This is a genomic window from Bradyrhizobium sp. WYCCWR15520, assembly GCF_056174665.1.
In genome coordinates, this window is record NZ_JBWBWM010000006.1 from 52144 (window position 1) to 75473 (window position 23330).

21 protein-coding genes are annotated in these 23330 nt (G+C 64.0%); 11 read left to right on the top strand and 10 right to left on the bottom strand.

Annotated elements, in window-relative coordinates:
• Nucleotides 1–17 precede the first annotated feature (17 nt).
• Entirely contained in the window at nucleotides 18–716 is a 699-nt protein-coding gene (locus AC0QUY_RS08425; RefSeq protein ID WP_475386491.1) for an outer membrane protein, read from the bottom strand.
• Between the two features lie 234 nt (nucleotides 717–950).
• Nucleotides 951–2348: an MFS transporter gene (locus tag AC0QUY_RS08430; RefSeq protein WP_475386492.1), complete on the bottom strand. Its 1398-nt coding sequence runs from the start codon at nucleotides 2346–2348 to the stop codon at nucleotides 951–953.
• Between the two features lie 79 nt (nucleotides 2349–2427).
• Between AC0QUY_RS08430 and AC0QUY_RS08435 the strand changes: the two genes are divergently transcribed.
• Complete coding sequence (locus tag AC0QUY_RS08435; RefSeq protein WP_475386493.1) at nucleotides 2428–3375, top strand: LysR substrate-binding domain-containing protein; 948 nt, start codon at nucleotides 2428–2430, stop codon at nucleotides 3373–3375.
• Nucleotides 3376–3418: 43 nt separating this feature from the next.
• On the opposite strand, the gene AC0QUY_RS08440 is transcribed toward AC0QUY_RS08435, so the two are convergent.
• Nucleotides 3419–4813 carry an FAD-binding oxidoreductase gene (locus AC0QUY_RS08440; protein WP_475386640.1) on the bottom strand — a complete coding sequence of 465 codons (1395 nt, stop codon included), beginning with the start codon at nucleotides 4811–4813 and terminating at the stop codon, nucleotides 3419–3421.
• 106 nt (nucleotides 4814–4919) lie between these two features.
• On the opposite strand from AC0QUY_RS08440, the gene AC0QUY_RS08445 reads away from it, so the two are divergent.
• Nucleotides 4920–5444 (top strand): thioesterase family protein, encoded by a 525-nt coding sequence (locus AC0QUY_RS08445; RefSeq protein WP_475386494.1) that lies wholly within the window; start codon nucleotides 4920–4922, stop codon nucleotides 5442–5444.
• A gap of 9 nt (nucleotides 5445–5453) precedes the next feature.
• Here AC0QUY_RS08445 and AC0QUY_RS08450 read toward each other — a convergent pair whose 3' ends face one another.
• Nucleotides 5454–6989, bottom strand: coding sequence for a helix-turn-helix domain-containing protein (locus tag AC0QUY_RS08450; protein WP_475386495.1), 1536 nt, complete (start codon nucleotides 6987–6989; stop codon nucleotides 5454–5456).
• A gap of 161 nt (nucleotides 6990–7150) precedes the next feature.
• Here AC0QUY_RS08450 and AC0QUY_RS08455 point away from each other — a divergent pair, with 161 nt between their 5' ends.
• Both AC0QUY_RS08455 and AC0QUY_RS08460 read left to right on the top strand, forming a co-directional pair.
• Nucleotides 7151–7993, top strand: a complete 843-nt coding sequence (locus AC0QUY_RS08455; RefSeq protein ID WP_475386496.1) for a class I SAM-dependent methyltransferase — start codon at nucleotides 7151–7153, stop codon at nucleotides 7991–7993.
• Nucleotides 7994–8061: 68 nt separating this feature from the next.
• Nucleotides 8062–8367: an alpha/beta fold hydrolase gene (locus AC0QUY_RS08460; RefSeq protein ID WP_475386497.1), complete on the top strand. Its 306-nt coding sequence runs from the start codon at nucleotides 8062–8064 to the stop codon at nucleotides 8365–8367.
• 34 nt (nucleotides 8368–8401) lie between these two features.
• Here the strand turns inward: AC0QUY_RS08460 and AC0QUY_RS08465 are convergent, their stop codons facing one another.
• Nucleotides 8402–8575, bottom strand: coding sequence for a DUF1328 domain-containing protein (locus AC0QUY_RS08465; RefSeq protein WP_082650163.1), 174 nt, complete (start codon nucleotides 8573–8575; stop codon nucleotides 8402–8404).
• A 290-nt stretch (nucleotides 8576–8865) separates the two neighbouring features.
• Between AC0QUY_RS08465 and AC0QUY_RS08470 the strand changes: the two genes are divergently transcribed.
• The 4 genes from AC0QUY_RS08470 to AC0QUY_RS08485 all read left to right on the top strand — a co-directional run bounded on the left by AC0QUY_RS08470 (nucleotide 8866) and on the right by AC0QUY_RS08485 (nucleotide 14371).
• Nucleotides 8866–11478, top strand: a complete 2613-nt coding sequence (locus tag AC0QUY_RS08470) for an ATP-dependent helicase (RefSeq protein WP_475386498.1) — start codon at nucleotides 8866–8868, stop codon at nucleotides 11476–11478.
• 185 nt (nucleotides 11479–11663) lie between these two features.
• The gene (locus AC0QUY_RS08475) at nucleotides 11664–12587 is read left to right on the top strand and encodes an ABC transporter ATP-binding protein (RefSeq protein WP_475386641.1); all 924 of its coding nucleotides are present in this window, start codon (nucleotides 11664–11666) and stop codon (nucleotides 12585–12587) included.
• Nucleotides 12584–13345: an ABC transporter permease gene (locus AC0QUY_RS08480; RefSeq protein ID WP_161849434.1), complete on the top strand. Its 762-nt coding sequence runs from the start codon at nucleotides 12584–12586 to the stop codon at nucleotides 13343–13345. Before AC0QUY_RS08475 ends, AC0QUY_RS08480 begins: the two co-directional genes overlap by 4 nt.
• 237 nt (nucleotides 13346–13582) lie before the next feature.
• Complete coding sequence (locus AC0QUY_RS08485) at nucleotides 13583–14371, top strand: L,D-transpeptidase (RefSeq protein ID WP_475386499.1); 789 nt, start codon at nucleotides 13583–13585, stop codon at nucleotides 14369–14371.
• 44 nt (nucleotides 14372–14415) lie between these two features.
• Here AC0QUY_RS08485 and AC0QUY_RS08490 read toward each other — a convergent pair whose 3' ends face one another.
• The 3 genes from AC0QUY_RS08490 to AC0QUY_RS08500 all read right to left on the bottom strand — a co-directional run bounded on the left by AC0QUY_RS08490 (nucleotide 14416) and on the right by AC0QUY_RS08500 (nucleotide 17651).
• Nucleotides 14416–14874, bottom strand: a complete 459-nt coding sequence (locus AC0QUY_RS08490) for a DUF6691 family protein (protein ID WP_161849436.1) — start codon at nucleotides 14872–14874, stop codon at nucleotides 14416–14418.
• A 3-nt stretch (nucleotides 14875–14877) separates the two neighbouring features.
• The gene (locus AC0QUY_RS08495) at nucleotides 14878–15303 is read right to left on the bottom strand and encodes a YeeE/YedE family protein (protein ID WP_161849437.1); all 426 of its coding nucleotides are present in this window, start codon (nucleotides 15301–15303) and stop codon (nucleotides 14878–14880) included.
• A 62-nt stretch (nucleotides 15304–15365) separates the two neighbouring features.
• Complete coding sequence (locus tag AC0QUY_RS08500) at nucleotides 15366–17651, bottom strand: spermidine synthase (RefSeq protein ID WP_475386500.1); 2286 nt, start codon at nucleotides 17649–17651, stop codon at nucleotides 15366–15368.
• 168 nt (nucleotides 17652–17819) lie between these two features.
• On the opposite strand from AC0QUY_RS08500, the gene AC0QUY_RS08505 reads away from it, so the two are divergent.
• The gene (locus AC0QUY_RS08505) at nucleotides 17820–19421 is read left to right on the top strand and encodes a phytoene desaturase family protein (protein ID WP_475386501.1); all 1602 of its coding nucleotides are present in this window, start codon (nucleotides 17820–17822) and stop codon (nucleotides 19419–19421) included.
• Nucleotides 19422–19727: 306 nt separating this feature from the next.
• Here the strand turns inward: AC0QUY_RS08505 and AC0QUY_RS08510 are convergent, their stop codons facing one another.
• Nucleotides 19728–19889, bottom strand: coding sequence for a Flp family type IVb pilin (locus tag AC0QUY_RS08510; RefSeq protein WP_057862367.1), 162 nt, complete (start codon nucleotides 19887–19889; stop codon nucleotides 19728–19730).
• Nucleotides 19890–20092: 203 nt separating this feature from the next.
• On the opposite strand from AC0QUY_RS08510, the gene AC0QUY_RS08515 reads away from it, so the two are divergent.
• Nucleotides 20093–20983: a 50S ribosomal protein L11 methyltransferase gene (locus AC0QUY_RS08515; protein WP_475386502.1), complete on the top strand. Its 891-nt coding sequence runs from the start codon at nucleotides 20093–20095 to the stop codon at nucleotides 20981–20983.
• Between the two features lie 4 nt (nucleotides 20984–20987).
• On the opposite strand, the gene AC0QUY_RS08520 is transcribed toward AC0QUY_RS08515, so the two are convergent.
• Nucleotides 20988–21179, bottom strand: coding sequence for a hypothetical protein (locus AC0QUY_RS08520; protein ID WP_161849441.1), 192 nt, complete (start codon nucleotides 21177–21179; stop codon nucleotides 20988–20990).
• 188 nt (nucleotides 21180–21367) lie between these two features.
• Between AC0QUY_RS08520 and AC0QUY_RS08525 the strand changes: the two genes are divergently transcribed.
• Complete coding sequence (locus AC0QUY_RS08525) at nucleotides 21368–23203, top strand: aminopeptidase P family protein (protein ID WP_161849442.1); 1836 nt, start codon at nucleotides 21368–21370, stop codon at nucleotides 23201–23203.
• Nucleotides 23204–23330 lie beyond the last annotated feature (127 nt).

Here is a 23330-nt window from a genome sequence, read left to right on the forward strand (position 1 = left end):
TCTCCTTGAGCGGAGTATCAGAACCGATAACTGGCGCCGACGCGCACGAGGTGCATCTCGTTGCGGAATTCAGTTCGCGTGCGGTCCCGGCTGGACAGCGTCACGCTGCCATAATCGGCGTAGAGATATTCGCCGCGCCCGACGAAATGCTTGGTAAAGGCATACTCGATGCCGGCGCCCGCGATCAGCCCGGCCTTGACCTGTTCGTCCCAGATCATTTCCTGCACGGTGTCGCAACCCTTCTGCACCGTATAGCGATAGCCATTGCCGATGCTGGCCACGCCGACACCGACGGCGCCGTACGCCAGCAGGCGGTCGAACGCGTAGCCGGCGCGCAGGCGAGCCCCACCGAACGCGCCGAAGCTCGACAGCAAGACGCTGTCGCCAAAGATCAGTTCGTCCCGTGACGAGGAGGACTTGCCCCACTCGAACTCGCCGCCGATCACGAACCGGTTGGCGAATTGATAATTGTAGCCGCCGTACACGCCGACGGCGAAGCCGCTCGCCTGCCCCTCCGCATGACGGCAAGCACCGTTTCGGCAGTAATCGGCCGCCCACGCCGCATATCCGCCACCGCCATAGATGCCGGCATAAAACCCGGTCCAGTTATAGGAGGGCGAAGGCAGGTCCGGAACACGGATTTCGGCAGCCTTCGCCGCCGGACCTGCCAGTAACAAGCCGCAAGCGGCAACAATCCCCCAGGAAACAAAACGCATCAACGCACCTCATCACGCACGCACACGCAACACATGTTGCGGGAACAAGCTGAAGAGGGCAGTTCGGGCGCGACGATGTTTAAGTCAGGCTGCGCCGTGTTGAAACGAGGCTATGTTTGGAACCAAACTGAGACGGCCGCCACAATGTACAACCTGTGAGCGAAGAGCGTCATTGCAGGACTTCGACCGCCACCTGCGGTTTCAACGCGAAGGTGGCGGACCGCAGGCGCACTGCTACTTTTTTGACGCGGCCGCTGGTGCGGGCAGCAAGACGAGCGCCGCGATCAGTCCTGCCGCTGATGCCATTGCCGCTGCCGAGAACAGCCAGACGTAGCTGATCGCCGATTCCTGGATATGAAGCACCGCGCCGAGAACTGCGATGCCCACCGCGAAGCCGGCTTGGCGCATGACGACTGTCACGGCAGATGCCAGGCCAGCAAGATCCGGCGGCACAAGCGACACGGCCGCGCCGGACAGTTGCGGATGAGCCAAGGCGACGCCGACCCCAATAGCGACAATCCCGCAGAAGGTCGGAATTAGCGGCGCTGAACCATCCGGGATCAGCGCGGTCGCAATGGTGGCATTGCCCGCTGCTAAAAACGCGAGCGCCAAGGCGAAGTGAAGCCGCCATCCCAGATGATTGACAAGCCGGCCTCCCAATGGCGGCAAGAACAGCATCGGCAGCGTGGCCGCCAGCAGCGCGATACCGGCCACTTCCGAGGACCAGTTAAAAGCAGCAGCAAAGAAGAGTGGCAGGTAGACGAGGATTGCCCAGTAGCCGATCGACACGGCGCACAAAAGGATCGCAATTCCGATCATGGCCGGTTGAACGAAAATGCCGGGATCGAGGATCGGGTTGTCGCGGCTTCTCTGCTGTATGCCGAATGCAGCTAGAAACACCGCACTTATTGCGAGACCCGCCACCATATGTGACGTCGACGTGCGGCCATGCAACAGCGCCTCGACGAGCGCAGTAAGCGCGCAGGTGAACAATACGACGCCCAGGATGTCGAGCGGCCGGGGCACCGCCTCGCGCGCTTCCGCGACCAGCCGCGGTACACCCCAGGCGACCAAGGCGCAGGCTGGCAAGTTGATGAGGAAAATCCAGCGCCAGCCGATCCACGCTGAGACAAGTCCGCCAATCGTCGGACCAAACGCCATGGCGACTCCGGACATGACACCAGCCAAGGCAAATGCGTTCGTGCGCGCCCTTGCTTGCACATAGACACTGGCGATCAGCGCGAAGCCGCCAGTCACGATGAATGCAGCCCCGATCCCCTGCAATGCGCGAGCGCCCAATAGCGTCGGTCCATCCCACGCCATCCCGCACGCCAAGGACGCGAGAGCGAAAATGCCGTTGCCGACAAGCATCGCCCATCGTCGCCCATACCGATCCGCCAGCGCCCCCGCAAACAACAAGCAGGCTGTGAAAGCCAAACTGTAGGCATCCATGACCCAAGCATATCCAGCAACGTCGAACCTGAGTTCGCGCGCGACAGTCGGCAACGCGATGACCACCGCCGTCACATCAAAGTTGGTGAGGAAAGCCGCCATACTTAAGAGCAGGGCCGGCATCATGGATTGTGCAGGCCGACCGGAGCCGTTGTCGGACATATTTGTTGGCTGTGTCATCGTGCGAGCTCTGACCTGCGTGACGGCTACTCGTGTCCTGGATTGCCGCTTTTTGCCAACGCCAATTGTTCACATCGCCATGAATATCGTTCATAGTGCTGGCATGCGTGCTCTTCCCCCTTTTGATGGCCTGATTGCGTTCGACGCGGCGCTGCGCCATCGCAGCATGACGCTCGCGGCCGGTGAGTTGGGGCTCACACAGAGTGCGATCAGCCATCGACTGAAGAAACTTGAGGGCTTTGTGGGCGCGCGGCTGTTTGATCGTACAGGGGGCGGTCTGTTGCCGACCGCAGCTGGCGTTACCTTGGCCGAGGGACTCGGGCGGATACTTGACGAGATGGCAGAGCTACGCGCCCGCTCGCGTGCGTCGGTGCGGCCGCTGACACTCAAGATAGGACTAGGCTCCGCCCTTGCGAACTACTGGCTGGCGCGGCGTCTGACGGCGTTTGCGTCCGCATATCCCGATATTGCGATCGAACTCTGCATCATCGAAAGCGATATTCAAGCGCGCGCCCTCGATCTCGACGTGCAGATTCGATGGCTTCCCAAAGTTGGCGCGCGCGCCACATCGACCCAGCGCCCGCTGTTCGACGAGATGGTTTTTCCGGTTGCGATCCCGTCTCTGCTGCCGCGTGGTCGGCCATTGCGGGAGCCGCACGTGCTCGGCACTTTGCCAGTACTGCACAAGGGCCTCGCTGGCCGGAACGATGGCGCGGAATGGTCGTGGCCGGTGTGGTTCGAACGGCTGGGCGTCACGGCTCCCGTTCAGGCCGGGCTTCGCTTCGATAATCTAGGCACGGCAATCGCTGCCGCCTTGCAGGGCAGCGGCGTCGTTCTAGCCAGGTCTTTGCTTGTTCATGATGCACTCGCGGAAAAGCGGCTTTGCCGCGTCGTGTCGTCAAACTGGGATATGACGTCCAGCAAGGCGCACATCATCCGCTGGCCTGCCGCCCTGGCCAATGACAGGCGTGTCGCACTGTTTGTTGACTGGGTTGTCAAGGAAGCGGAAAGAACATCCTTTCAATGAAGGTGCGTCGCCGCTGACATCAGCTCCCCGTCAACGAGCCTCCCTACCCCACCGGCACGATCTTGCCGGGATTGAAAATGTTCTGCGGATCGAGCGCCTGCTTCAGCGCGCGCATGGCGTCGATCGCCTCGGGGCCGAGTTCGGCCTTGAGGTATTTCTGTTTGCCCTGCCCGATGCCGTGTTCGCCGGTGCAGGTGCCGCCCATCGCCTGCGCCCGCTCGACCAGGCGATGCATGAAGTCCTCGCCGCGTGCCATTTCTTCCTTGTTGTCGACGTCGCATACCAGCGAGCAGTGGAAATTGCCGTCGCCGACATGGCCGACGATCGGCGACAACAGACCGAGCCGCTTCAGATCGTCCTCGGTCTCGGTGACGCAATCGGCGAGCCGCGAAATCGGTACGCAGACGTCGGTTGCCACCACGCCGGCGCCGGGGCGCAGCGCCTTGACGGACCAGTATGCGTCATGCCGGGCCTGCCACAGCTTGGTGCGGTCCTCCGGCTTGGTGGTCCAGGTGAAATCGCCACCGCCGCATTCCTTGGCGATCTCGCCAAAATTCTTCGATTGCTCGGCCACCTCGACGTCGCTGCCATGGAATTCCAGCAGCAACAGCGGCGTCTCCGGCAGGGTGAGCTTGGAATAGGCGTTGCAGGCGCGCACCTGCTCGGCGTTGAGCAGTTCGATCCGCGCCAGCGGAATGCCGGTCTGAATCGCCAGGATGGTCGCCTGGCAGGCGCCGCGCACAGTCTCGAACGAACAGGCGGCGGCCGCGATGGTCTCGGGAATGCCGCGCAATTTGATGGTGAGCTCGGAGATGATGCCGAGCGTGCCCTCAGCGCCGATAAAGAGATGCGTCAGGTCATAGCCGGCGGCGGATTTCTTCGCCCGCGTGCCGGTCGTGATGATCTCGCCATCGCCGCGCACCACTTTCAGCGCCAGCACGTTTTCACGGATGGTGCCGTAGCGCACCGCGTTGGTGCCGGAGGCCCGGGTCGAGGTCATGCCGCCGAGCGAGGCGTCTGCGCCGGGATCGATGGGGAAGAACAATCCCTGGTCGCGCAGATGTTCGTTCAGTGCCTTGCGGGTGACGCCGGGCTGGATCACGCAATCGAGATCCTCTGCATGGACTTCGAGAATCCGGTTCATGTCGCGCAAATCGATGCAGACGCCGCCGGCGGGCGCGTTGACCTGCCCTTCCAGCGAGGTGCCGGTGCCGAAGGCGATCACGGGAACACGGTGCCTGGCGCAGATCCGCACCAAGTCCTGAATGTCGGCGGTTTCTTCCGCCATCACCACCGCATCCGGCGGCTGGGTTGGCAGCCAGGTGGTGGTGTGGGCGTGCTGCTCGCGCACCGCCTGCGAGGTGATCAGCCTGTTGCCGAACCGCGCCGCCAGCGCCTCGACCGCGCTTGCCAGCGCCTGCGGCTCCGGCCGCTTCATACTACCCGATATCGTCGTCGCCACGTCAAATTCCTCCGGATTTGAGCGGACCGTGGCAAAGGATATAAGGGGGGTCAAGAGCGCGAAAACAACCACGGGATCAATGATGACGACCGCTGCTGCCGCCGGGGAAAACCTGAAGAATATGCCGCTACCGCCCGTCCCGTTCCTGTCCTCGGTGATGCAGATCGAGCCGCAATGGATCGATTACAACGGCCACCTCAACATGGCCTATTACAATGTGATGATGGACCGCGCGATCGACGAAATGTGGCTGCAACTCGGGATCGGGCCGGCCTACATGAAGGAACGCCAGTGCTCGACCTTCACCGCCGAGGCCCATGTTCGCTATCTGCGCGAGATTCATCTCGGCGATCCCGTTCAGATTTCGGTTTATCTGTTAGGTAACGACGCGAAGCGACTGCACACGTTCGAGGAACTGCGCCACGCGAGCGAAGGCTGGCTGTCCGCGACGTCGGAAAACATGACGCTGCATATGGACATGAAGCAGCGGAAGGTGGCGCCCTTCCCGCCCGACATTCGCGCGCGCATCGATGCCGTCGCCGCTTCTCATGCCGCCGTGCCGCGGCCCGAGGGTATCGGGCGCAAGGTCGCGATGCCGCCGAAATAGCGGAAACCTTCAGGCTGGCAGCCCGGCCTCCTGCAGGGCGCCGACCACCAGCTCGCACTGGCTTGGCGGCAGCGGGGGCATGCCGCGCTGGACTTCCGTGACCGTGAGATCGGGATAATGCTGCCGTAGCGCGCCGAGGCTGCGGCGGGCCTGCTGTCCGTGCCCAGCGAGCACATAGGCCGGGCACAGCGTGCGATGCACCCAGCTTGCGGAGGGATGTTCCGCCAACGCACGCTCCTGCCACTGCGCGCCTTCGGCGTATTGACCGGCGATGAACAGCGCGCAGCCGATCCCGACCATGCTGTTGAAGGCCAGCGGATCGTGGGGCGCGAGATCAAGCGCGATCTTGAAGCGCTCGATCGCCGATTGCGGATCGCCCTTGTAGACATCGATCCACCCGCCGCGGCTCCACGCCCAGGCCGATCCGCCGTCCATCGCCAGCGCGTTGCGGGTGACGAGATCGGCGGTATCGAACTCGTTGAGCAGCGACAGCGCGTTGCCGAGGATCGCCAGTACGGTGGCGTCGCCGGATAGCCCCCTCGCCCGGCTGGTCAGTTCGAGGCTGCGGGCGCGCTCTTGCTGCGGCGCATGGGTGAAGTGATAGACCACGCGCTGGACATGCGCCCACGCCGCCAGCGCGGTGGCCAGCGGGTGGTTCGGGTTCTGATCCATCGCGCGCTCCAGCAATTCCAGCGCGCGGGCATTGCCATTGGCATCGAGCGAGAGAACGCCCGGCATCGCCCGCAGCGCCAGGTCCTGCGCGCCGAGGCTGGTGATCGGCTTTCGCAGCGCGCGGTCGATCTCCGCCAGCCGCAGGCATGGCTGCAGCGCCGCAGCAATCCTGATAGCGAGATGTTCCGTCGTTGACGTATCGTCGCGCAGGACACCGTCCGCGCGATGGGCCCAGAGCTGGCCGCCGGTTTCCGTGTCGATCAGGCGGATGGTCAGGTGCGTCTGCGCGCCCGATCCCCTGATGGCGCCGCCGAGATGATAGCGCGCCGCCATTGACCGCGTTGCGACCGCGATGCCGGCGCGGGTCAATGCGGTGACGAGATCGTCGGCGATGTCGGCCGCGACTGCCAGATTTTCCGCCGCCGCCTCGATCGGCCCGAAGGCGATTGCCGGCCGGTCCCGCGCCGGCACAAACAGCGAGGGCGTCGCGCCGAGCGCTTCGGTGAGAACCGCCTGCCGCTTCAGCGTCTGCGACGGCGTTTCGCCATAGCGACGCCGATAGGCGATCGAGAATCGCCCGAAATGCGGAAAGCCGCAGCGTAGCGCCACGTCCATGACTTTGGCGCCCGGCGCACCCTGCAACAGTTTGCGACGGGCGCATTCGAGCCCGATCTCGCGCAGCACCGCGCGCGGGGTCTTGCCGACAAAGGTAAGAAACTGCCGCTGCAAGGTTCGGCCGGATACGCCGGCGATGGCGGCAAGCTCCGTCAACCGCCAAGAGTGCCCGATATTGGCACGCATCGCGTCCAGCGCACGCCTGACGCCGCGCGGCAGCGGCGACGTCACCGTCGAAACGTCCTGGCCGGCAATCATCCGCAACTCCGAAGGCCCCCGGTGGTGAGTCCTAGGAGCAGCGGAAAGGTTCACGTTCGGGATAGCCGTGTCGCGAACTGGATAGGCATCCGGCGGCCCCGGGGACTAATCCGGCAGCACGCTGAAATCGGGAAATTCACCGGACTCGAAGGAGAAATGACATGGCAACAACCGCCGCCGCCCAAGCCCAGCAACCCGGCCAGATCGACCTTTCCGCCCTGAAAACCAAGCAGCACGGCGCCTGGTCATCAGGCGATTACGCCGTCGTCGGTACCACGCTGCAGATCGTGGGCGAAGAGCTGTGCGAGAAGCTCGACCTCCGGGCCGGTCAGAAGGTGCTCGACGTCGCCGCCGGCAACGGCAATGTCACGCTCGCAGCGGCCCGCCGCTGGTGCGACGTCATGTCCACGGACTATGTGCCGAGCCTGCTCGAGCGCGGCCGCGCGCGTGCCGCGGCGGAAGGCCTGTCGGTCCAGTTCAAGGAGGCGGATGCGGAAGCCTTGGATTTTGGCGATGCGACGTTCGACGTCGTCGTCTCGACCTTCGGCGTAATGTTCACGCCGGACCAGGACCGCGCCGCTGCCGAATTGCTGCGGGTGTGCAAGAGCGGCGGCAAGATCGGGCTCGCCAACTGGACACCGGATGGCTTTATCGGGCAGCTGTTCAAGACGCTCGGCAAGTACCTGCCGCCGCCTGCCGGCGCGAAATCGCCCGCGCTGTGGGGCACGCAGGCGCGCATCACCGAGATGTTCGGAACATCAGCTGCCTCGATCAAGGCCGAGAAGCGGCACTTCACGTTCCGCTACCGCTCGCCGCTGCATTTTCTCGACGTGTTCAGGAATTACTACGGGCCGACGCTGAAAGCCTTTGCCGCGCTTGATGAAACCAACCAGCGCCGCCTCGCCGACGATATCCTGACGCTGATCGCGTCGATGAACCGCGCCGAGGACGGCACCATGGTGCTTCCGAGCGAATATCTGGAAATCATCATCGTCAAACGCTGACGGATTCAATCGTGACGCGGCGGCCTGAAACAGGCCGCCGCGATTGCTGCGTTCGCACGGAGTTTGAGATGATTTTCGAGACCCTTGGCCCGATCGACTACCACGAAAGCGGAACTGGCCCGACAGTGGTGCTCGTGCCGGGGATCGTGCAGCACCGGCTCGGTGTGCCTACGCTGGTCGTTTGGGGAGAAGCCAGCCATCCGGCTGTGGGCCGGGCGAATGATCTGCTGAGCCGCTGTATCCCGGGCGCCGACCGCGCGACGATTGCCGGCGCGGCTCATTTCATGATCGCGACGCACCCGAAGCCATTTGCGGACCTGGTCTCCCGCCATGTCGGGGAGTCCAGTCTCGAACTGGCCGCTGCCGCGCGCTAGTTGGCGCGCGGCAGCGTGCTTTGGGTTGCGCCTGCTAGACGTTGCTACGTCCGCGCACCAATCCGACCACGGCCGAGATCAGAAACAGGATCACGGCGATGAAGAAGATGGCCTTGGCGATTTCGACGGAGACGCCGGCGATGCCGCCGAAGCCCAGAACACCCGCGATCAACGCGATGATCAGAAACGTTACGACCCAGCTCAGCATGATATGACCTCAATTGCCTGTTGCTCTCTCGACGGCGGCGGCTGAATCGTCGCGCATCGACTGTTGAAACAATCCGCCCCGGAAACGATGGTTCCGGCCGCAAAAATCCCGAAATTTGACGATTTCGGCGGAACAAAATCACCCTCGAAGCACAAAATCGGGCGCTGAAAAGCGCCGGGATAAAACCTGTCAAAACGGCCTGATAGTCCCTATATGACCCGCAATCCCTGCTATGAAGGCTCCCCTTTACCGCCTCACGGTGCCATCGTGGGGCCGAGACGATTCGACCAATGACCGAGCCGAGCAAACTGCCGCATCGCGGCGTCCCCGAGCACCAGCCCGCGGCTGGCGGCATCGCCGCGCGTGCGCGGGCTGCGGCCGGTCCGCAATATCTCAACGGGCTCAATCCGGAACAGCGCGAAGCTGTTGAGACGCTCGATGGGCCGGTTCTGGTACTGGCCGGCGCCGGCACCGGGAAGACCCGCGTGCTGACCACGCGCATCGCCCACATCCTGAGCCAGGGCCGCGCGCGCCCGCATGAAATCCTCTCCGTGACCTTCACCAACAAGGCCGCGCGCGAGATGAAGCTGCGCCTCGGCCAGATGCTCGGCCAGGCCGTGGAGGGCATGCCGTGGCTCGGCACCTTCCACTCGATCGGCGGGCGCATCCTGCGCTTCCACGCCGAGCTCGTGCAGCTCAAATCCAATTTCACCGTGCTTGATGTCGACGATCAGGTCCGTCTGCTCAAGCAATTGCTGCAGGCCGAGAACATCGACGACAAGCGCTGGCCGGCGCGCATGCTGGCCGGGCTGATCGACGGCTGGAAGAACCGCGGCCTGACACCTTCGCAGGTGCCATCAGGCGAAGCCGCGATGTTCGGCAACGGCAAGGGTGGCAAGCTCTACGCCACGTATCAGGAGCGGCTGAAGATTCTCAACGCCGCCGATTTCGGCGATCTGCTGTTGGAGAACATCCGGCTGTTCCGCGAAAACCCTGACGTGCTCAGGCAATACCAGAACCGCTTCAAGTTCATTCTGGTCGACGAATATCAGGACACCAACGTCGCGCAATATCTGTGGCTGCGGCTATTGTCGCAGGCGCCGTCGCGACCGGGCGTGCCGCTGTCGGCGATCATTCCGGGGCGCATTGATTCCCCCATTCCGGGGCGCGTCGAAGACGCGAACCCGGAATCTCGAGGTGAAGAGGACTCAGCTCGAGATTCCGGGTCTGCGCTTTCAGCGCATCCCGGAATGACGACCGTTGCGGCCCCCGCCTCCCCACCCAAAAACATCTGCTGCGTCGGCGACGATGACCAGTCGATCTATGGCTGGCGCGGCGCGGAGGTCGACAACATCCTGCGCTTCGAGCACGATTTTCCCGGCGCCAAAGTCATCCGGCTCGAACGCAATTACCGCTCCACCGGTCATATCCTCGCCGCCGCCTCGCATTTGATCGCGCACAATGAAGGCCGGCTCGGCAAGACGCTGCGCACCGAGGACGTCGACGGCGAGAAGGTCACCGTCACCGGTTCCTGGGACTCGGAAGAAGAAGCCCGCGCCATCGGCGAGGAGATCGAGGAATTGCAGCGCGCCGGCGACAACCTCAACGAGGTCGCGATCCTGGTGCGGGCCTCGTTCCAGATGCGCGAGTTCGAAGATCGATTTGTCACCCTCGGCCTGCCCTATCGCGTGATCGGCGGCCCGCGGTTCTATGAACGCGCCGAAATCCGCGACGCGCTGGCTTACCTGCGCGTTATCAATTCGCCCGCCGACGATCTCGCCTTCGAGCGCATCGTCAACGTCCCGAAGCGCGGGCTTGGCGACGCCACCGTGCAGTTGCTGCACGACCACGCCCGCAAGCGCCGCATCCCGCTGTTCGAGGCCGCCCGCGCCGTGGTCGAGACTGACGAATTGAAGCCGAAGGCGCGCGGGAGCTTGCGCGAGCTCATTCTGCAGTTCGACCGCTGGCGCGCCCAGCGCGAGGTCACCGCGCACACGGAGCTGGCCGAAATCGTGCTCGACGAGAGCGGCTATACCGAGATGTGGCAAAAGGACCGCTCCGCCGACGCCGCAGGCCGTCTGGACAATTTGAAGGAACTCGTGCGCTCGATGGAAGAGTTCGAGAACCTGCAGGGATTCCTCGAACACATCTCGCTGGTGATGGACCGCGACGGTGGTGCCGAAGACGAAGCGGTGTCGCTGATGACGCTGCATTCGGCCAAGGGCTTGGAGTTCGACAACGTCTTCCTGCCCGGCTGGGAGGAAGGCCTTTTTCCAAGCCAGCGCACGCTCGACGAACAGGGCCGCGCCGGTCTCGAAGAGGAACGTCGCCTCGCCCATGTCGGCCTCACCCGTGCCCGCCGCCGCGCCAAACTCTATTTCGCGACCAACCGGCGCATTCACGGCACGTGGTCAACCACGATCCCCTCTCGCTTCCTCGACGAACTGCCGTCGGCCAATGTCGAGATCACAGAATCGAAGGGCGGCGGCGGCTGGGGCGGCAGCGGCGGCTACGGCCCCTCGCGCTTCGACAATGTCGAATCCTTCGGCTCGAGCTACTCCACGCCCGGCTGGCAGCGCGCGCAGGCCAACCGCAACCGCAGCCAGGCAGGCCGCAGCGGGCAGGCGCGCGGCGGTTTTGAGGAAAGCCAGTCGTCATTTACAGGCTCGCGCAGCGATGCCTCAGGCGGTTTCTCGCGCACCAAGCGCGGCCCGATGGTGATCGAAGGCGAGCTGGTCGCGAAATCCACTGGCACCGTCTCGGAATTCTCGCTCGACGACCGCGTATTCCACCAGAAGTTCGGTTACGGCCATGTGGTGAAGATCGACGGCAACAAGCTGACGATTGCGTTCGAGAAGGCCGGCGAGAAGAAGGTGGTCGATAGTTTCGTCGAGCGCGTATAGGGGCAGCTATACTGACTTGCCGCTGCAGGTCGCCGGCATGCCGAAAGCAGCATAATTTTTCCTCGTGCGATTGCATAAGCAGCATCGCGTTCCTATCTCCCGGTTCCCACCCCTCCTCCGCCTCGATCCGGCCGAAGCGCCGCTTCGACGCTGGCCACATTCCGTTTCAGACTGCCATGCTCGCGATGCCCACCATCATATCCGTCTCAAATCTGTCAAAGACCTACGGCTCCGGTTTCAAGGCGCTGAATGGTATCAATCTCGATATCAGGCGCGGTGAAATCTTCGCGCTGCTCGGGCCGAATGGCGCCGGCAAGACCACGCTGATCAGCATCATCTGCGGCATCGCCAATTTGAGCGAGGGCAGCGTCAGTGTCGGAGGACATGACATCAACAAGGATTATCGCGCGGCGCGCTCGCTGATTGGCCTGGTGCCGCAGGAACTGCATACCGACTCCTTTGAAACCGTGTGGGCGACCGTCAGCTTCAGCCGCGGCCTGTTCGGCAAGCCGAAGAACCCGGCCCATATCGAAAAGGTACTGAAGGACCTGTCGCTGTGGGACAAGAAGGACTCCAAGATCATCACGCTCTCCGGCGGCATGAAGCGCCGCGTGATGATCGCAAAGGCGCTCTCCCACGAGCCGCAGATCCTGTTCCTGGACGAGCCGACCGCGGGCGTCGACGTTGAGTTGCGCAAGGGCATGTGGGACGTAGTGCGCGCGCTCCAGGCCTCCGGCGTCACCATCATCCTGACCACGCATTACATCCAGGAAGCCGAGGAAATGGCCGACCGCATCGGCGTCATCAACAAGGGCGAGATCATCCTGGTCGAGGACAAGGCCGGGCTGATGCAGAAGCTCGGCAAGAAACATTTGAAGCTCTATCTGCAGGGCAAGGTCGACGCGATCCCCGCCTCGCTTGCCGCCTACCACCTCGAACTGTCGGACGACGGCCGCGCCGTGATCTATAACTACGACACCAAGGGCGAGCGCACCGGGATTACCAGCCTCTTGAGCGACCTCCGCGACGCCGGCATCCGCATCTCGGACCTCGACACCACCCAGTCTTCGCTTGAAGACATCTTCGTCAGCCTGGTGAGGGCGCCATGAATTTCCGGGCGATCCAGGCGATCTATCTGTTCGAAATGGCGCGCACCTGGCGCACGCTGCTGCAGAGCATCGTCTCTCCGGTGGTTTCCACCTCGCTCTATTTCGTGGTGTTCGGCGCCGCGATCGGCTCGCGCATCACCGAGGTCGAAGGCGTCAGCTACGGCACCTTCATCGTGCCCGGGCTGGTGATGCTGTCGGTCTTGACCCAGAGCATCGCCAACGCCTCGTTCGGAATCTACTTTCCGAAATTTGTCGGCACTATTTATGAAATCCTGTCGGCACCGGTTTCCTATGTCGAGATCGTGATTGGCTATGTCGGCGCGGCCGCGACCAAATCCATCATCCTGGGCCTGATCATCTTGGCGACCGCGGCGCTGTTCGTGCCGCTGCACATCCATCATCCCTGGTGGATGCTGACCTTCCTGGTGCTGACCGCGGTGACCTTCAGCCTGTTCGGCTTCATCATCGGCATCTGGGCCGACGGTTTTGAAAAGCTGCAGATGATCCCGATGCTGATCGTGACGCCGCTGACATTCCTCGGCGGCAGCTTCTACTCGGTGAACATGCTGCCGTCGGGCTGGCGCACCATCACCCTGCTCAATCCGGTGGTCTACCTGATCTCGGGCTTCCGCTGGAGCTTTTACGAGATCGCCGACGTCAGCGTGGCCCTGAGCCTCGGCATGACGCTCGGCTTCCTCGCCATCTGCATGGCGCTGGTGTGGTGGATCTTCAGGACGGGCTACCGGTTGAGGAATTGAGGGACGTAGCCTGGATGGAGCGAAGCTCAATCCGGGCTATAGGCCTCAGCGCGCGCACTCGCGAAAATGTCAGCACTTCGCGCCCCATTGCGCCGTCCTGCCGCCTTGCTTGCGCCGTGGGAGGCGTTAACGATTACGGCCGCGGGCCACTGGAACCAGTGCCGGTTTCCGGGCATATTCGATGCTTGGGACGGAGAGCCGGCGTTTTTAGTACAGGGCCCGGAGGCCAAAGGTAAAATGCGTTCCTTCCTCATTGCCGTCACCGCCCTGACGCTGTTCGCCTCGGGCGCCGTCCAAGCCAAGGTCGCCATCACAGTCGATAAGGACAACCAGCAGATGACCGTCGCCGTCGACGGCGTCGAGCGTTACCGCTGGCCGGTGTCATCAGGCCTTCCCTCCTACGAGACGCCGAGCGGCAGCTTCCGCGCCTTCCGCATGGAGGAGGATCACTACTCCAAGGAATTCGACGAAGCGCCGATGCCACACTCGATCTTCTTCACGAAGATCGGCCACGCCATCCACGGCACGGATTCGGTCAACCGCCTCGGCTCACCGGCGTCGCATGGCTGCGTGCGGCTGTCGCGCGAGAACGCCGCCAAGCTCTTTGCGCTGGTCAAGGAGCAAGGCGTGCTCAACACCACAGTGACGCTGTCGGGTTCGTCCCAGGTCGCACTGGCGCGCAATCCGCGGCCGCGCGGCAATACGGCGGTCGCCCGCCGTGCGCCGCTGCCGCAATATGAACAGCAATACGATTCCGCCGCCGGCGATCCCGTCGTGATCACGCCGCAACAGCAGCGCGTGTCGCCGCAGGCGCGGGCCGACGATGGCTACATCTATCCCGCCGATGGTACTTCGACCGAAGCGCGCTATCCCGCGCCCCCGAGCCGCCGCGTCTACGACACCCAGGCCTATCAGCAGCAGCCGCAATATTACGACAACCGCGGCTATGCACCGGCGCCGCAGGGCTACTATTACCAGCCGCGGCAACAGTACTATCAGCCGCGCGGGCTATTCGGTCAGAACTAGCCTGATGAAGAGGTGCGGTCGCAGACGGATCTGCGACCGAGGTCTCAGCCGTCGGTCGCGCTCGCAAGCTGCCGGTCGCGTTGCGCGGTCAGCCCCGACTGTTGCCAGGCGTCGTGAGCAATCATCCCTGCTGCCATCGCGACGACGAAAACGATGACCCCGGGCGACAATGTCGCGAGGCTCTCCAGCGCCGGTCCCGGGCATAACCCGACCAGGCCCCAGCCGATTCCGAACATCGCAGCGCCCGCCACCAGCGGCAGATCTAATCCCGATTTGCCCGGCCGGAAGTATTGTCCGGCAAACCAGGGCCGCGTGCCGCGATCGGCCAGCCGGAAGCCGGGCACCGAGACGGCAAGCGCCGCAACCATCACGACGAGCAGGCTCGGATCCCACGCGCCAAAGATATCCAGGAAGCCCAGCACCTTGGTCGGCTGCACCATGCCCGATATCAGGAGGCCCGCACCGAACACGAGGCCGCATAACAGGGGAGCAATGATCCACATGGCTCAGCCTCCCAAGACATGATGGGTGATGGCGACGGTAACGATCGCCATCACCATAAAGATGGCCGTGGCGGCAACGGACCGCGGCGACAGCCGCGCTACGCCGCAGATGCCGTGACCGGACGTGCAGCCACCGCCGAGCCGCGTGCCGAAGCCGACCAATAGCCCCGCCACGACAATGACGATCCAGTTCGACGGCAGCTTCGGCGGCGACATGCCGTAACCGATGAGGCCGGCGATGACAGGCGCCAGAATGAGCCCGGCAACAAAGGCGATGCGCCAGCCCTTGTCCTCGCCGCGCAAATTCAACAGGCCGCTGAAGATGCCGCTAATGCCGGCGATGCGCCCGGTCGATAGCATCAACAGGACCGCGGAAAGTCCGATCAGCGCGCCGCCGATCGCAGCCGACACGGGAGTGAAATTGGCCATCGTCGCTCCATCGGTTCAGGGCACACATGATCATAGGCGCGCCCTGCCCGGCTGCAAGACGGCTATTCCTCGCCCTTTCTGAGCCGACGCCACACCGCGCCCAGCACATTGGAATAATCGTCGGTCCAGACCCGCTGGTCGTCTTCGGCCTCGGTGAGCGCCCACTGGTCGGAGGATGCCAGCTTGCCGACATCGGCCTCTTCCCGCGCCGAAACCACGACCGAGGTCGAGAAGATATATTCACTGTCGCGACCGGTATCCTCGCTGTAGACCCAGCTCTTCAGATCGTTGGCATCGGCGATGCCGACGACCACGCTCGATAGTTCCAGATGCCGATTGGAGACGTGCATCACCACCGCGCCCTGCGGCGCCAGCTTGGACTTGTAGATCTCCATTGCCTCTTCGGTCGCCAGATGAATCGGAATCGCATCCGACGAATAGGCGTCGACGATGATCAGATCATAAACGCCGTCGGGCTCGCGCGCGAAGGTCAGCCGCGCATCACCGATCACGGGTTCGAGATTCGGCTCGCAGATCTGGATGTAGGTGAAATATTTCGGATCGCGCGCGGTATCGACCATGGTCTGGTCGATCTCGAAGAATTTCCACTCCTCGCCGGGTTCGGACGCGCAGACCAGCGTGCCGGAGCCGAGCCCGATCACCGCCACGCGCAACGGCGAGCCCTTGCGCTCGCGGACCGCGGTGATCGCCTGACCGATGCCGCCGTCCTTGTGGTAGTAGGTGATCGGCTCCGGCTGGCCGGTGACCGGCGTACCATCGTCGTTCCTGAATTTCTCGGCGCCGTGGATCGTGGTGCCATGCATCAGCACGTGATACTGGCCGTTCGGCGTCACCACGATCTTGTGGACGCCGAAAAAGCTGCGCACGGTTTCCACCCGCCCGTCGTCGGACGGATAGGCGCGCAACAGCACCAGCGCGACCACAACGGTTGCAAAAATCTTCCAGCGGTTGGCGTTGAGGCCAAGCGCCAGCAGCGCCGCCAGCACGCCGACCGCGCCGATCATCCAGACGCGATGATCTTCCAGCCAGTTGAATACTTTCCCGGTCGACCATGTCGGCAGAAGCAGCGCCACCGCCAGCGCGGCGAGGAATGGCCAGTACCATTGGCTCCAGCGCGACAGGCGTTCGTTGCCGGGCGGCCGGCACAGCGCCGCCAACGCCAGCAGGATCGGATACTCCGCGACCCATGAGAAGGTGAACGGCGCAATCAGGCCGGCGAACAAGCCGCCAACCATGCCGCCGAACGACAAGGCAACATAGAAGCCGGTGAGGTATTTCGCCGCCGGGCGGGTGCGCGCCAGTTCGCCATGGCAGGCCATCGCAATGACGAAGAAGCAGAGCTGATGCCCGCCGAGCGTCAGCAGCAGATTCTGCTCGCCGCCGAACGCGAGCAGCACCACGACGCCGGCGATCGCCAGCGGCTGCGCCAGCAGCATCCATTTGTGCGGCAGCAACGGACGCGACTGAAACACCAGCACCCAGGTCAAGAGATAGAGCGATAGCGGCAACACCCACAGGAGCGGCGCCGCGGCGACGTCGGTCGAAATATGCGCGGTCACCGCGATCAACAGCCCGGACGGCACGGCCGCCAAAAAGATCCAGCGTGCACGCAGCAGCCAGGATGGCGCCGGCGCGTCGCTATCGTCAGCCGGCATGTTCAGTTCCGCCGCCTTCGCCGGCGAGCGCAGCAGCAACACGCCGCAGGTTGCGATCAGCAGGATCAAAAGGCCATAACCGCCGGTCCAGATCAGGTTCTGCGTGCGCAGCGTGAACATCGGCTCCAGCAGTACCGGATAGGACAACAGCGCCAGGAAGCTGCCGATATTCGAGGAAGCGTAGAGGAAGTACGGATCGGGACCGTTGGGGTGCCCGGTGCGGACGAACCAGGCCTGCAGCAAGGGGTTATTGGCCGCGAGCGCAAAGAACGGCAACCCGATCGACACCGCGAACAGGCCGAGCAGCCAGAGCGCATAGCCTGAAGTCGGCGGATCGCCCCACCCGCTCGCGATCGACAGCGGCAGCGTCAGCATCGCAACCGTGAGCAGCACCAGATGGACCGCCACCGGAAGCTTGCGGTTGCGGAGTTGCATCAGGAAATGCGCATAGGCGTAGCCGCCAAGCAGCAGCGACTGGAAGAACACCATCGCCACCGACCAGACAGCCGGAGAGCCGCCGAGCCGCGGCAGCACCATTTTGGTGAACAGGGGCTGCACCGAAAACAGCAGCAACGCGCTGACGAAGATCGCGGCGGTGTAGACGACCAGGACCAGCCGGTTCCGACGTTCGGAAGGCAGGTCCGCTGAAACGGACAGATCGGAAGACGTCATCAAAACTCCGGCTGGAAACCGGCGGGCGCCGGTGGCGGGATGCCCGGCAGGGCCGCCGGCGGGCCGCAATGGAGCATAGGGCGACACGGCGAGCAATGCGGGATAAGAAAGCACGGATAGGGCGCTTCGCGCCCTTCCCGATCAAACCATCTTGAAACTGAAGCTGGCATGAACGAGACGGATGTTGTCATCATTGGGGCGGGGCATAACGGCCTCACCTGCGCGGCCTATCTCGCGATGGCCGGGCTGCGCGTCAAAGTGGTGGAGCGCCGCAAGGCGGTCGGCGGCGCGGCGGTGACCGAGGAATTCCACCCCGGCTTCCGCAATTCGGTCGCCGCCTATACGGTCAGCTTGCTCAACCCGCAGATATCAGCCGACCTGAAGCTCGCCGAACACGGCTTGCGCATCGTCGAGCGCCGCGCGCAGAATTTTCTGCCCGCGCCCGACGGCAGCTATCTCCTGACCGGTGAAGGCCGCACGCGGGCCTCAGTTGAAAAACTCAGCAAGCACGATGCCACGCGTATCGACGCCTTCTCGCGCGAACTGGAGGCCATCGCCGACGTGCTGCGGCAATTCGTGCTGCGCGCGCCGCCGAACCTCGTCGAGGGTTTTGGCATCGGTGCAATCCGCGAAGCTTTCAACGCCATGGGTACCGCCGGCATCCTGCGCAAACTCACGCTCGAACAGCAGCGCAGCCTGCTGGACCTGTTTACGCGGTCGGCCGGCGAAATGCTGGACGAGCGTTTCGAGAACGACCTGGTGAAGGCGCTGTTCGGCTTCGACGCCATCGTCGGTAATTACGCCAGCCCTTACGCCGCCGGCTCCGCGTATGTGATGCTGCACCATGCGTTCGGCGAGGTGAACGGCAAGAAGGGCGTGTGGGGCCACGCCATCGGCGGCATGGGCGCGATCACGCAGGCGATGGCGCGCGCGGCGCGCGGGGCTGGCGCGGAGATCGAAACCGAGGCCGGCGTGCGCGAGGTGATCGTCGAGAGTGGCCGCGCCGCGGGCGTGGTCCTCGACAACGGCGAGACCATTCGCGCAAAATACGTCGTCTCCGGCGTCAATCCGAAATTGCTGTATACGCGGCTGGTGCCGTCGAACGCGCTGGCGCCGGAATTCCTTGAGCGCATCGGGCGCTGGCGCAACGCATCAGGCACTTTCCGGATGAATGTCGCGCTCAATGCCCTGCCTTCCTTCACCGCCCTGCCCGGCTCGGGCGATCACCTCACCGCCGGCATCATCCTCGCGCCGAGCCTTGGCTACATGGATCGCGCCTGGCTCGACGCGCGCAGCCACGGCTGGAGCCGCGAGCCTGTCGTGGAAGTGCTGATCCCCTCGACGCTCGACTCGTCGCTCGCGCCGGAGGGCCAGCATGTCGCGAGCCTGTTCTGCCAGCACGTCGCGCCGGAATTGCCGGACGGGAAATCATGGGACGATCACCGCGAGGAAGTCGCCGACCTCATGATCGCGACGGTGGATAAATTCGCACCGGGTTTCGCAGCCAGCGTGATCGGCCGTCAGGTGCTGTCCCCGCTGGATCTGGAGCGGCAATTTGGCCTGCTCGGCGGCGACATCTTTCACGGGGCGCTGACGCTCAACCAATTGTTCTCGGCGCGACCGATGCTGGGCCATGCCGATTATCGCGGGCCGCTGAAAGGCCTCTACCATTGCGGCTCAGGCGCGCATCCCGGCGGCGGCGTCACCGGCGCCCCCGGCCACAACGCCGCGAAGGTGATCCTCGGCGATCACCGCGCGCTGTTCGGATAGGCTGACAAGCACACCGCGTGGTGAACGAAATCTTAACCCGCCACGGCCGGTTCGTTTCCCGCCCACAAATGGTGTGGAACAGGCTGTGGACAGCCGGTGGGTAACGGGCGGGAAAGCCTGTGGATTGGTTGTCGAAAACCCGCCGTAGCGGCGGTGGAAGGCATCGGTATGGCTACCGGCATAACTGGATCAGCAGGGCCCCGCTCGACTGTGGATAAGCGGTGGAAATGACCGGCAACGCCGGCCCAAAAATAACGGACCGGGCGCGCGACGCGCCCGGTCCCGAGATGCCCCGATACTTGGCAATTACTTCAGCGACGAGCTGATAGTATCGAAGTTGGTGCTGAGCTTGGTGCCGAGACCGTTCACGGCGGTGATGATCGCAATCGCGATACCTGCTGCGATCAGGCCATACTCGATGGCCGTGGCTCCCGATTCGTCCTTGAAGAATGACTTAATGATCGACATTGGCTGGTTCCGACCTGGGTTGATGTTCGTGGAACCGAGGTTCCCCCTGCAGTTCCTGTCCCGGAACCTACTGGGATGAATCTAAGGCCGCTCTAACGTCGGACCCGCAACTTTTCCGAGTATTACAACGTGAAATTTGCTCAAATTTGAATGAATCACCCTACCACCAATCGCGCCCCTCCTCCTTTCCTCCAGGCTTTTCAATGACTTATCGCGCGCCCACACATCGCGTCAATTTTGCCGTCGGTGACGAGCATACAGCCAAGGGTGTCGTCGATGTCCTGACCGAAGTTTTTTTTGAAGGCCAGGCCGCAATCGCCGCGTTCGAACGGCCGGATGGGCGATGGGACGTCACGGTGCATTTTGCGGAAGCACCCGACCAGGCGCTGATGCGCGAACTCGTGGCCAATGCCGCCGGCGCTGACATCGCCGCGGGCATCGTCTTCGACACGGTCGAAGCCAAGGATTGGGTCAAGGCCAGCCTCGAGGACCTCGTTCCCGTGCCCGCCGGCCGCTTCGTCGTCCACGGCCAGCATGACCGCGAGCGGATCGCACCCAACAAACTCGGCATCGAGATCGAGGCGGCGCTGGCGTTCGGTACCGGCCACCACGGCACCACGCGCGGTTGCCTGCTGCTGCTCGATCATGTCCTGAAAGCCTGGCGCCCACGCCGCGTGCTCGATCTCGGCACCGGCACCGGCGTGCTGGCGATCGCCGCGGCCCGGGCGCTGCATGAAAAGATCCTGGCCAGCGATATCGATCCGCCATCGGTGCAGGTCGCGCGCGACAATGCGCGGCTGAATGTAGCGGGACATCTGGTGTGCGCGGTCCGCGCCACCGGCTTCTCGGCGCCGCAATTTGCACAAGCCGCGCCGTTCGATCTGGTGCTGGCGAATATTCTCGCCAATCCGTTGCGGCAACTGGCGGGGCCGATGGCGCGGCATCTGGCGCCGTCGGCGCTAGTCATCCTCTCAGGGCTGCTGACGCATCAGGCGCCCGCCGTCATCGCCGCCTATCGCGCCCGCGGGCTGGTGCCGGTCCGCCACCTTCGCATCGAAGGCTGGAGCAGTCTGTTGCTGCGCAAGGTGAACTGAAACTCTATTCGGACGGTCTGTTCCGATTGCGGGCGATGACGCCCTTCTCTCTCTGCAACGACCGCTTGACGCGCGCCTCCGCGAACCGGTCGAGGATCTGAACGATGACGCCGCGCTGTTTCTTGTTAGCGACCGGCGGCGCCGGACCGCGATCGACCGGCGGTGGCGTAATCTTCTCGAACATGAAAGCAGGCATGGTGTATCCCCTCTTCGTTGAGTTGAAACACTCCTGGAGCCTCCCGGTATTCTTGAGCCGAACGGCCTGGGGCGCAAAACCATTCGTCCGACTAACGCGGACGGATATAGTGAAGCACGGAATATGCCAAATTGTGGCGAACTCGCCCGATTGCGGACGTCTCCGCCCAACTCTAAAGTGACCCGGCGATGTTCGAAGCCCATTTCCAGACATTCGAAGAACCCGAAGGCGGCGTGGCGCTCGCCGCACGTCTTGGCACCTTTCGCGAGGAACTGGCACAGCGGAAGCTGACCGGATTCGTGATTCCACGGGCAGATCAGCAGCAAAACGAGTATGTCGCGGCCTCCGAGGAGCGGCTGGCCTGGCTCACCGGCTTCACCGGCTCGGCCGGCATGGCGATCGTCCTGACGCGCGAGGCCGCTGTTTTCGTCGATGGCCGCTACACGCTGCAGGCCGCCAAACAGGTCGACCGCAAGGCCTGGCACATCGAGCCGCTGGCCGATCCGCCGCCGGAACACTGGCTGTCCCGACACCTTGCGGCCGGCGACCGCCTCGGTTTTGACCCGTGGCTGCACACTTCGGCGGCAGCGGAGCGTCTGGCCGCCGCCTGCGCCAAGGCCGGCGCGGAGCTGATCGCGGTCGAGAGCAACCCGCTGGACCAGATCTGGACCGAGCGCCCGGCCCCGCCGCGCGGCCCCGTCGCCATTCATGGCGTGCAGTTTTCCGGCGAGATTGAGGCCGAGAAGCTAAAGCGCATCCGGCTCGAGATCAACAAGCTCGGCGTCGATGCGCTGGTGCTGTCGGACAGCCACGCGGTGGCCTGGACCTTCAACATCCGCGGCGCCGACGTCTCGCACACGCCGCTGCCTCTGTCCTACGCGCTGGTGCCCAAGGACGGCCGCCCCACCGTCTTCATCGATCACCGCAAGCTTTCCAACGTGACACGCGACCATCTCGAACAATCCGCCGACGTCAGCGAGCCCGACGCGCTGGTGCCCATGCTGACCGAGCTCGCGCGCGGTGGCACCGCAATCGCGCTCGACAGCGCTACCGCAGCCGACGCGCTGAGCCGCCTGATCGCGGCCGCCGGGGGAAAACCGGTGCGCGGCAACGATCCGGTCAGCCTGTTGAAGGCGGTGAAGAACATCACCGAAATCGAGGGCACGCGGACCGCGCATCAGCGCGACGCGGTGGCGCTGACGCGCTTCCTCGCCTGGATCGACCGCGAGGCCCCCTCCGGCGCGCTGACCGAGATCGACACCGTCGAGGCGCTGGAAACGTTTCGCCGCCAGACCTGCGCGCTGAAGGATGTCTCGTTTCCGACCATCGCCGGCACCGGGCCGAACGGCGCCATCGTGCATTACCGCGTCACCCGCAAGAGCAACCGGCGGATTTCGCCCGGCGATCTGCTGCTGATCGATTCCGGCGCGCAGTATGAAGACGGCACCACCGACGTTACCCGCACCATCGCGATCGGCAATCCCACCGACGAAATGCGCGACCGCTTCACCCGCGTGCTGCGCGGCCACATCGCAATCGCCCGCGCGGTGTTTCCCGACGGCACCACCGGCGCGCAGCTCGATTCCTTTGCGCGGCAATTTCTGTGGCAGGCGGGCCTGGATTTCGAGCACGGCACCGGGCACGGCGTCGGCAGCTATCTCTCGGTGCACGAAGGCCCGGCGCGCATCTCGAAGCTCGGCACCACGCCGCTGAAGCGCGGCATGATCCTCTCCAACGAGCCCGGCTATTACAAGACCGACGCCTATGGCATCAGGATCGAGAACCTCGAACTGGTCATCGGCACCGACGTGCCGGGCGCCGAGAAGCCGGTGAACGCCTTTGAGACGCTGACGCTGGCGCCGATCGACCGCCGCCTGATCGACGTCAACATGCTGAGCGCAACAGAACTGAAGTGGCTCAACGACTACCACGAGCGCGTCAACCGCGCCGTGCGTCCCCATCTCGACGACAACGCCACCAAGCTGTGGCTGGATGAAGCCACCGCGGCGCTGCTGCCGCTTTAAGCGTCGCCCATCCTACTTCCAGCGGGCGCCCCCCGGCGAAGGCAGAGGATCCGGTACGCCGTGGCCCGCCTCCTACAGCGACACGGCGCGGGCGCCGGACACAAAATCGCGAAAACAACCCCATGCA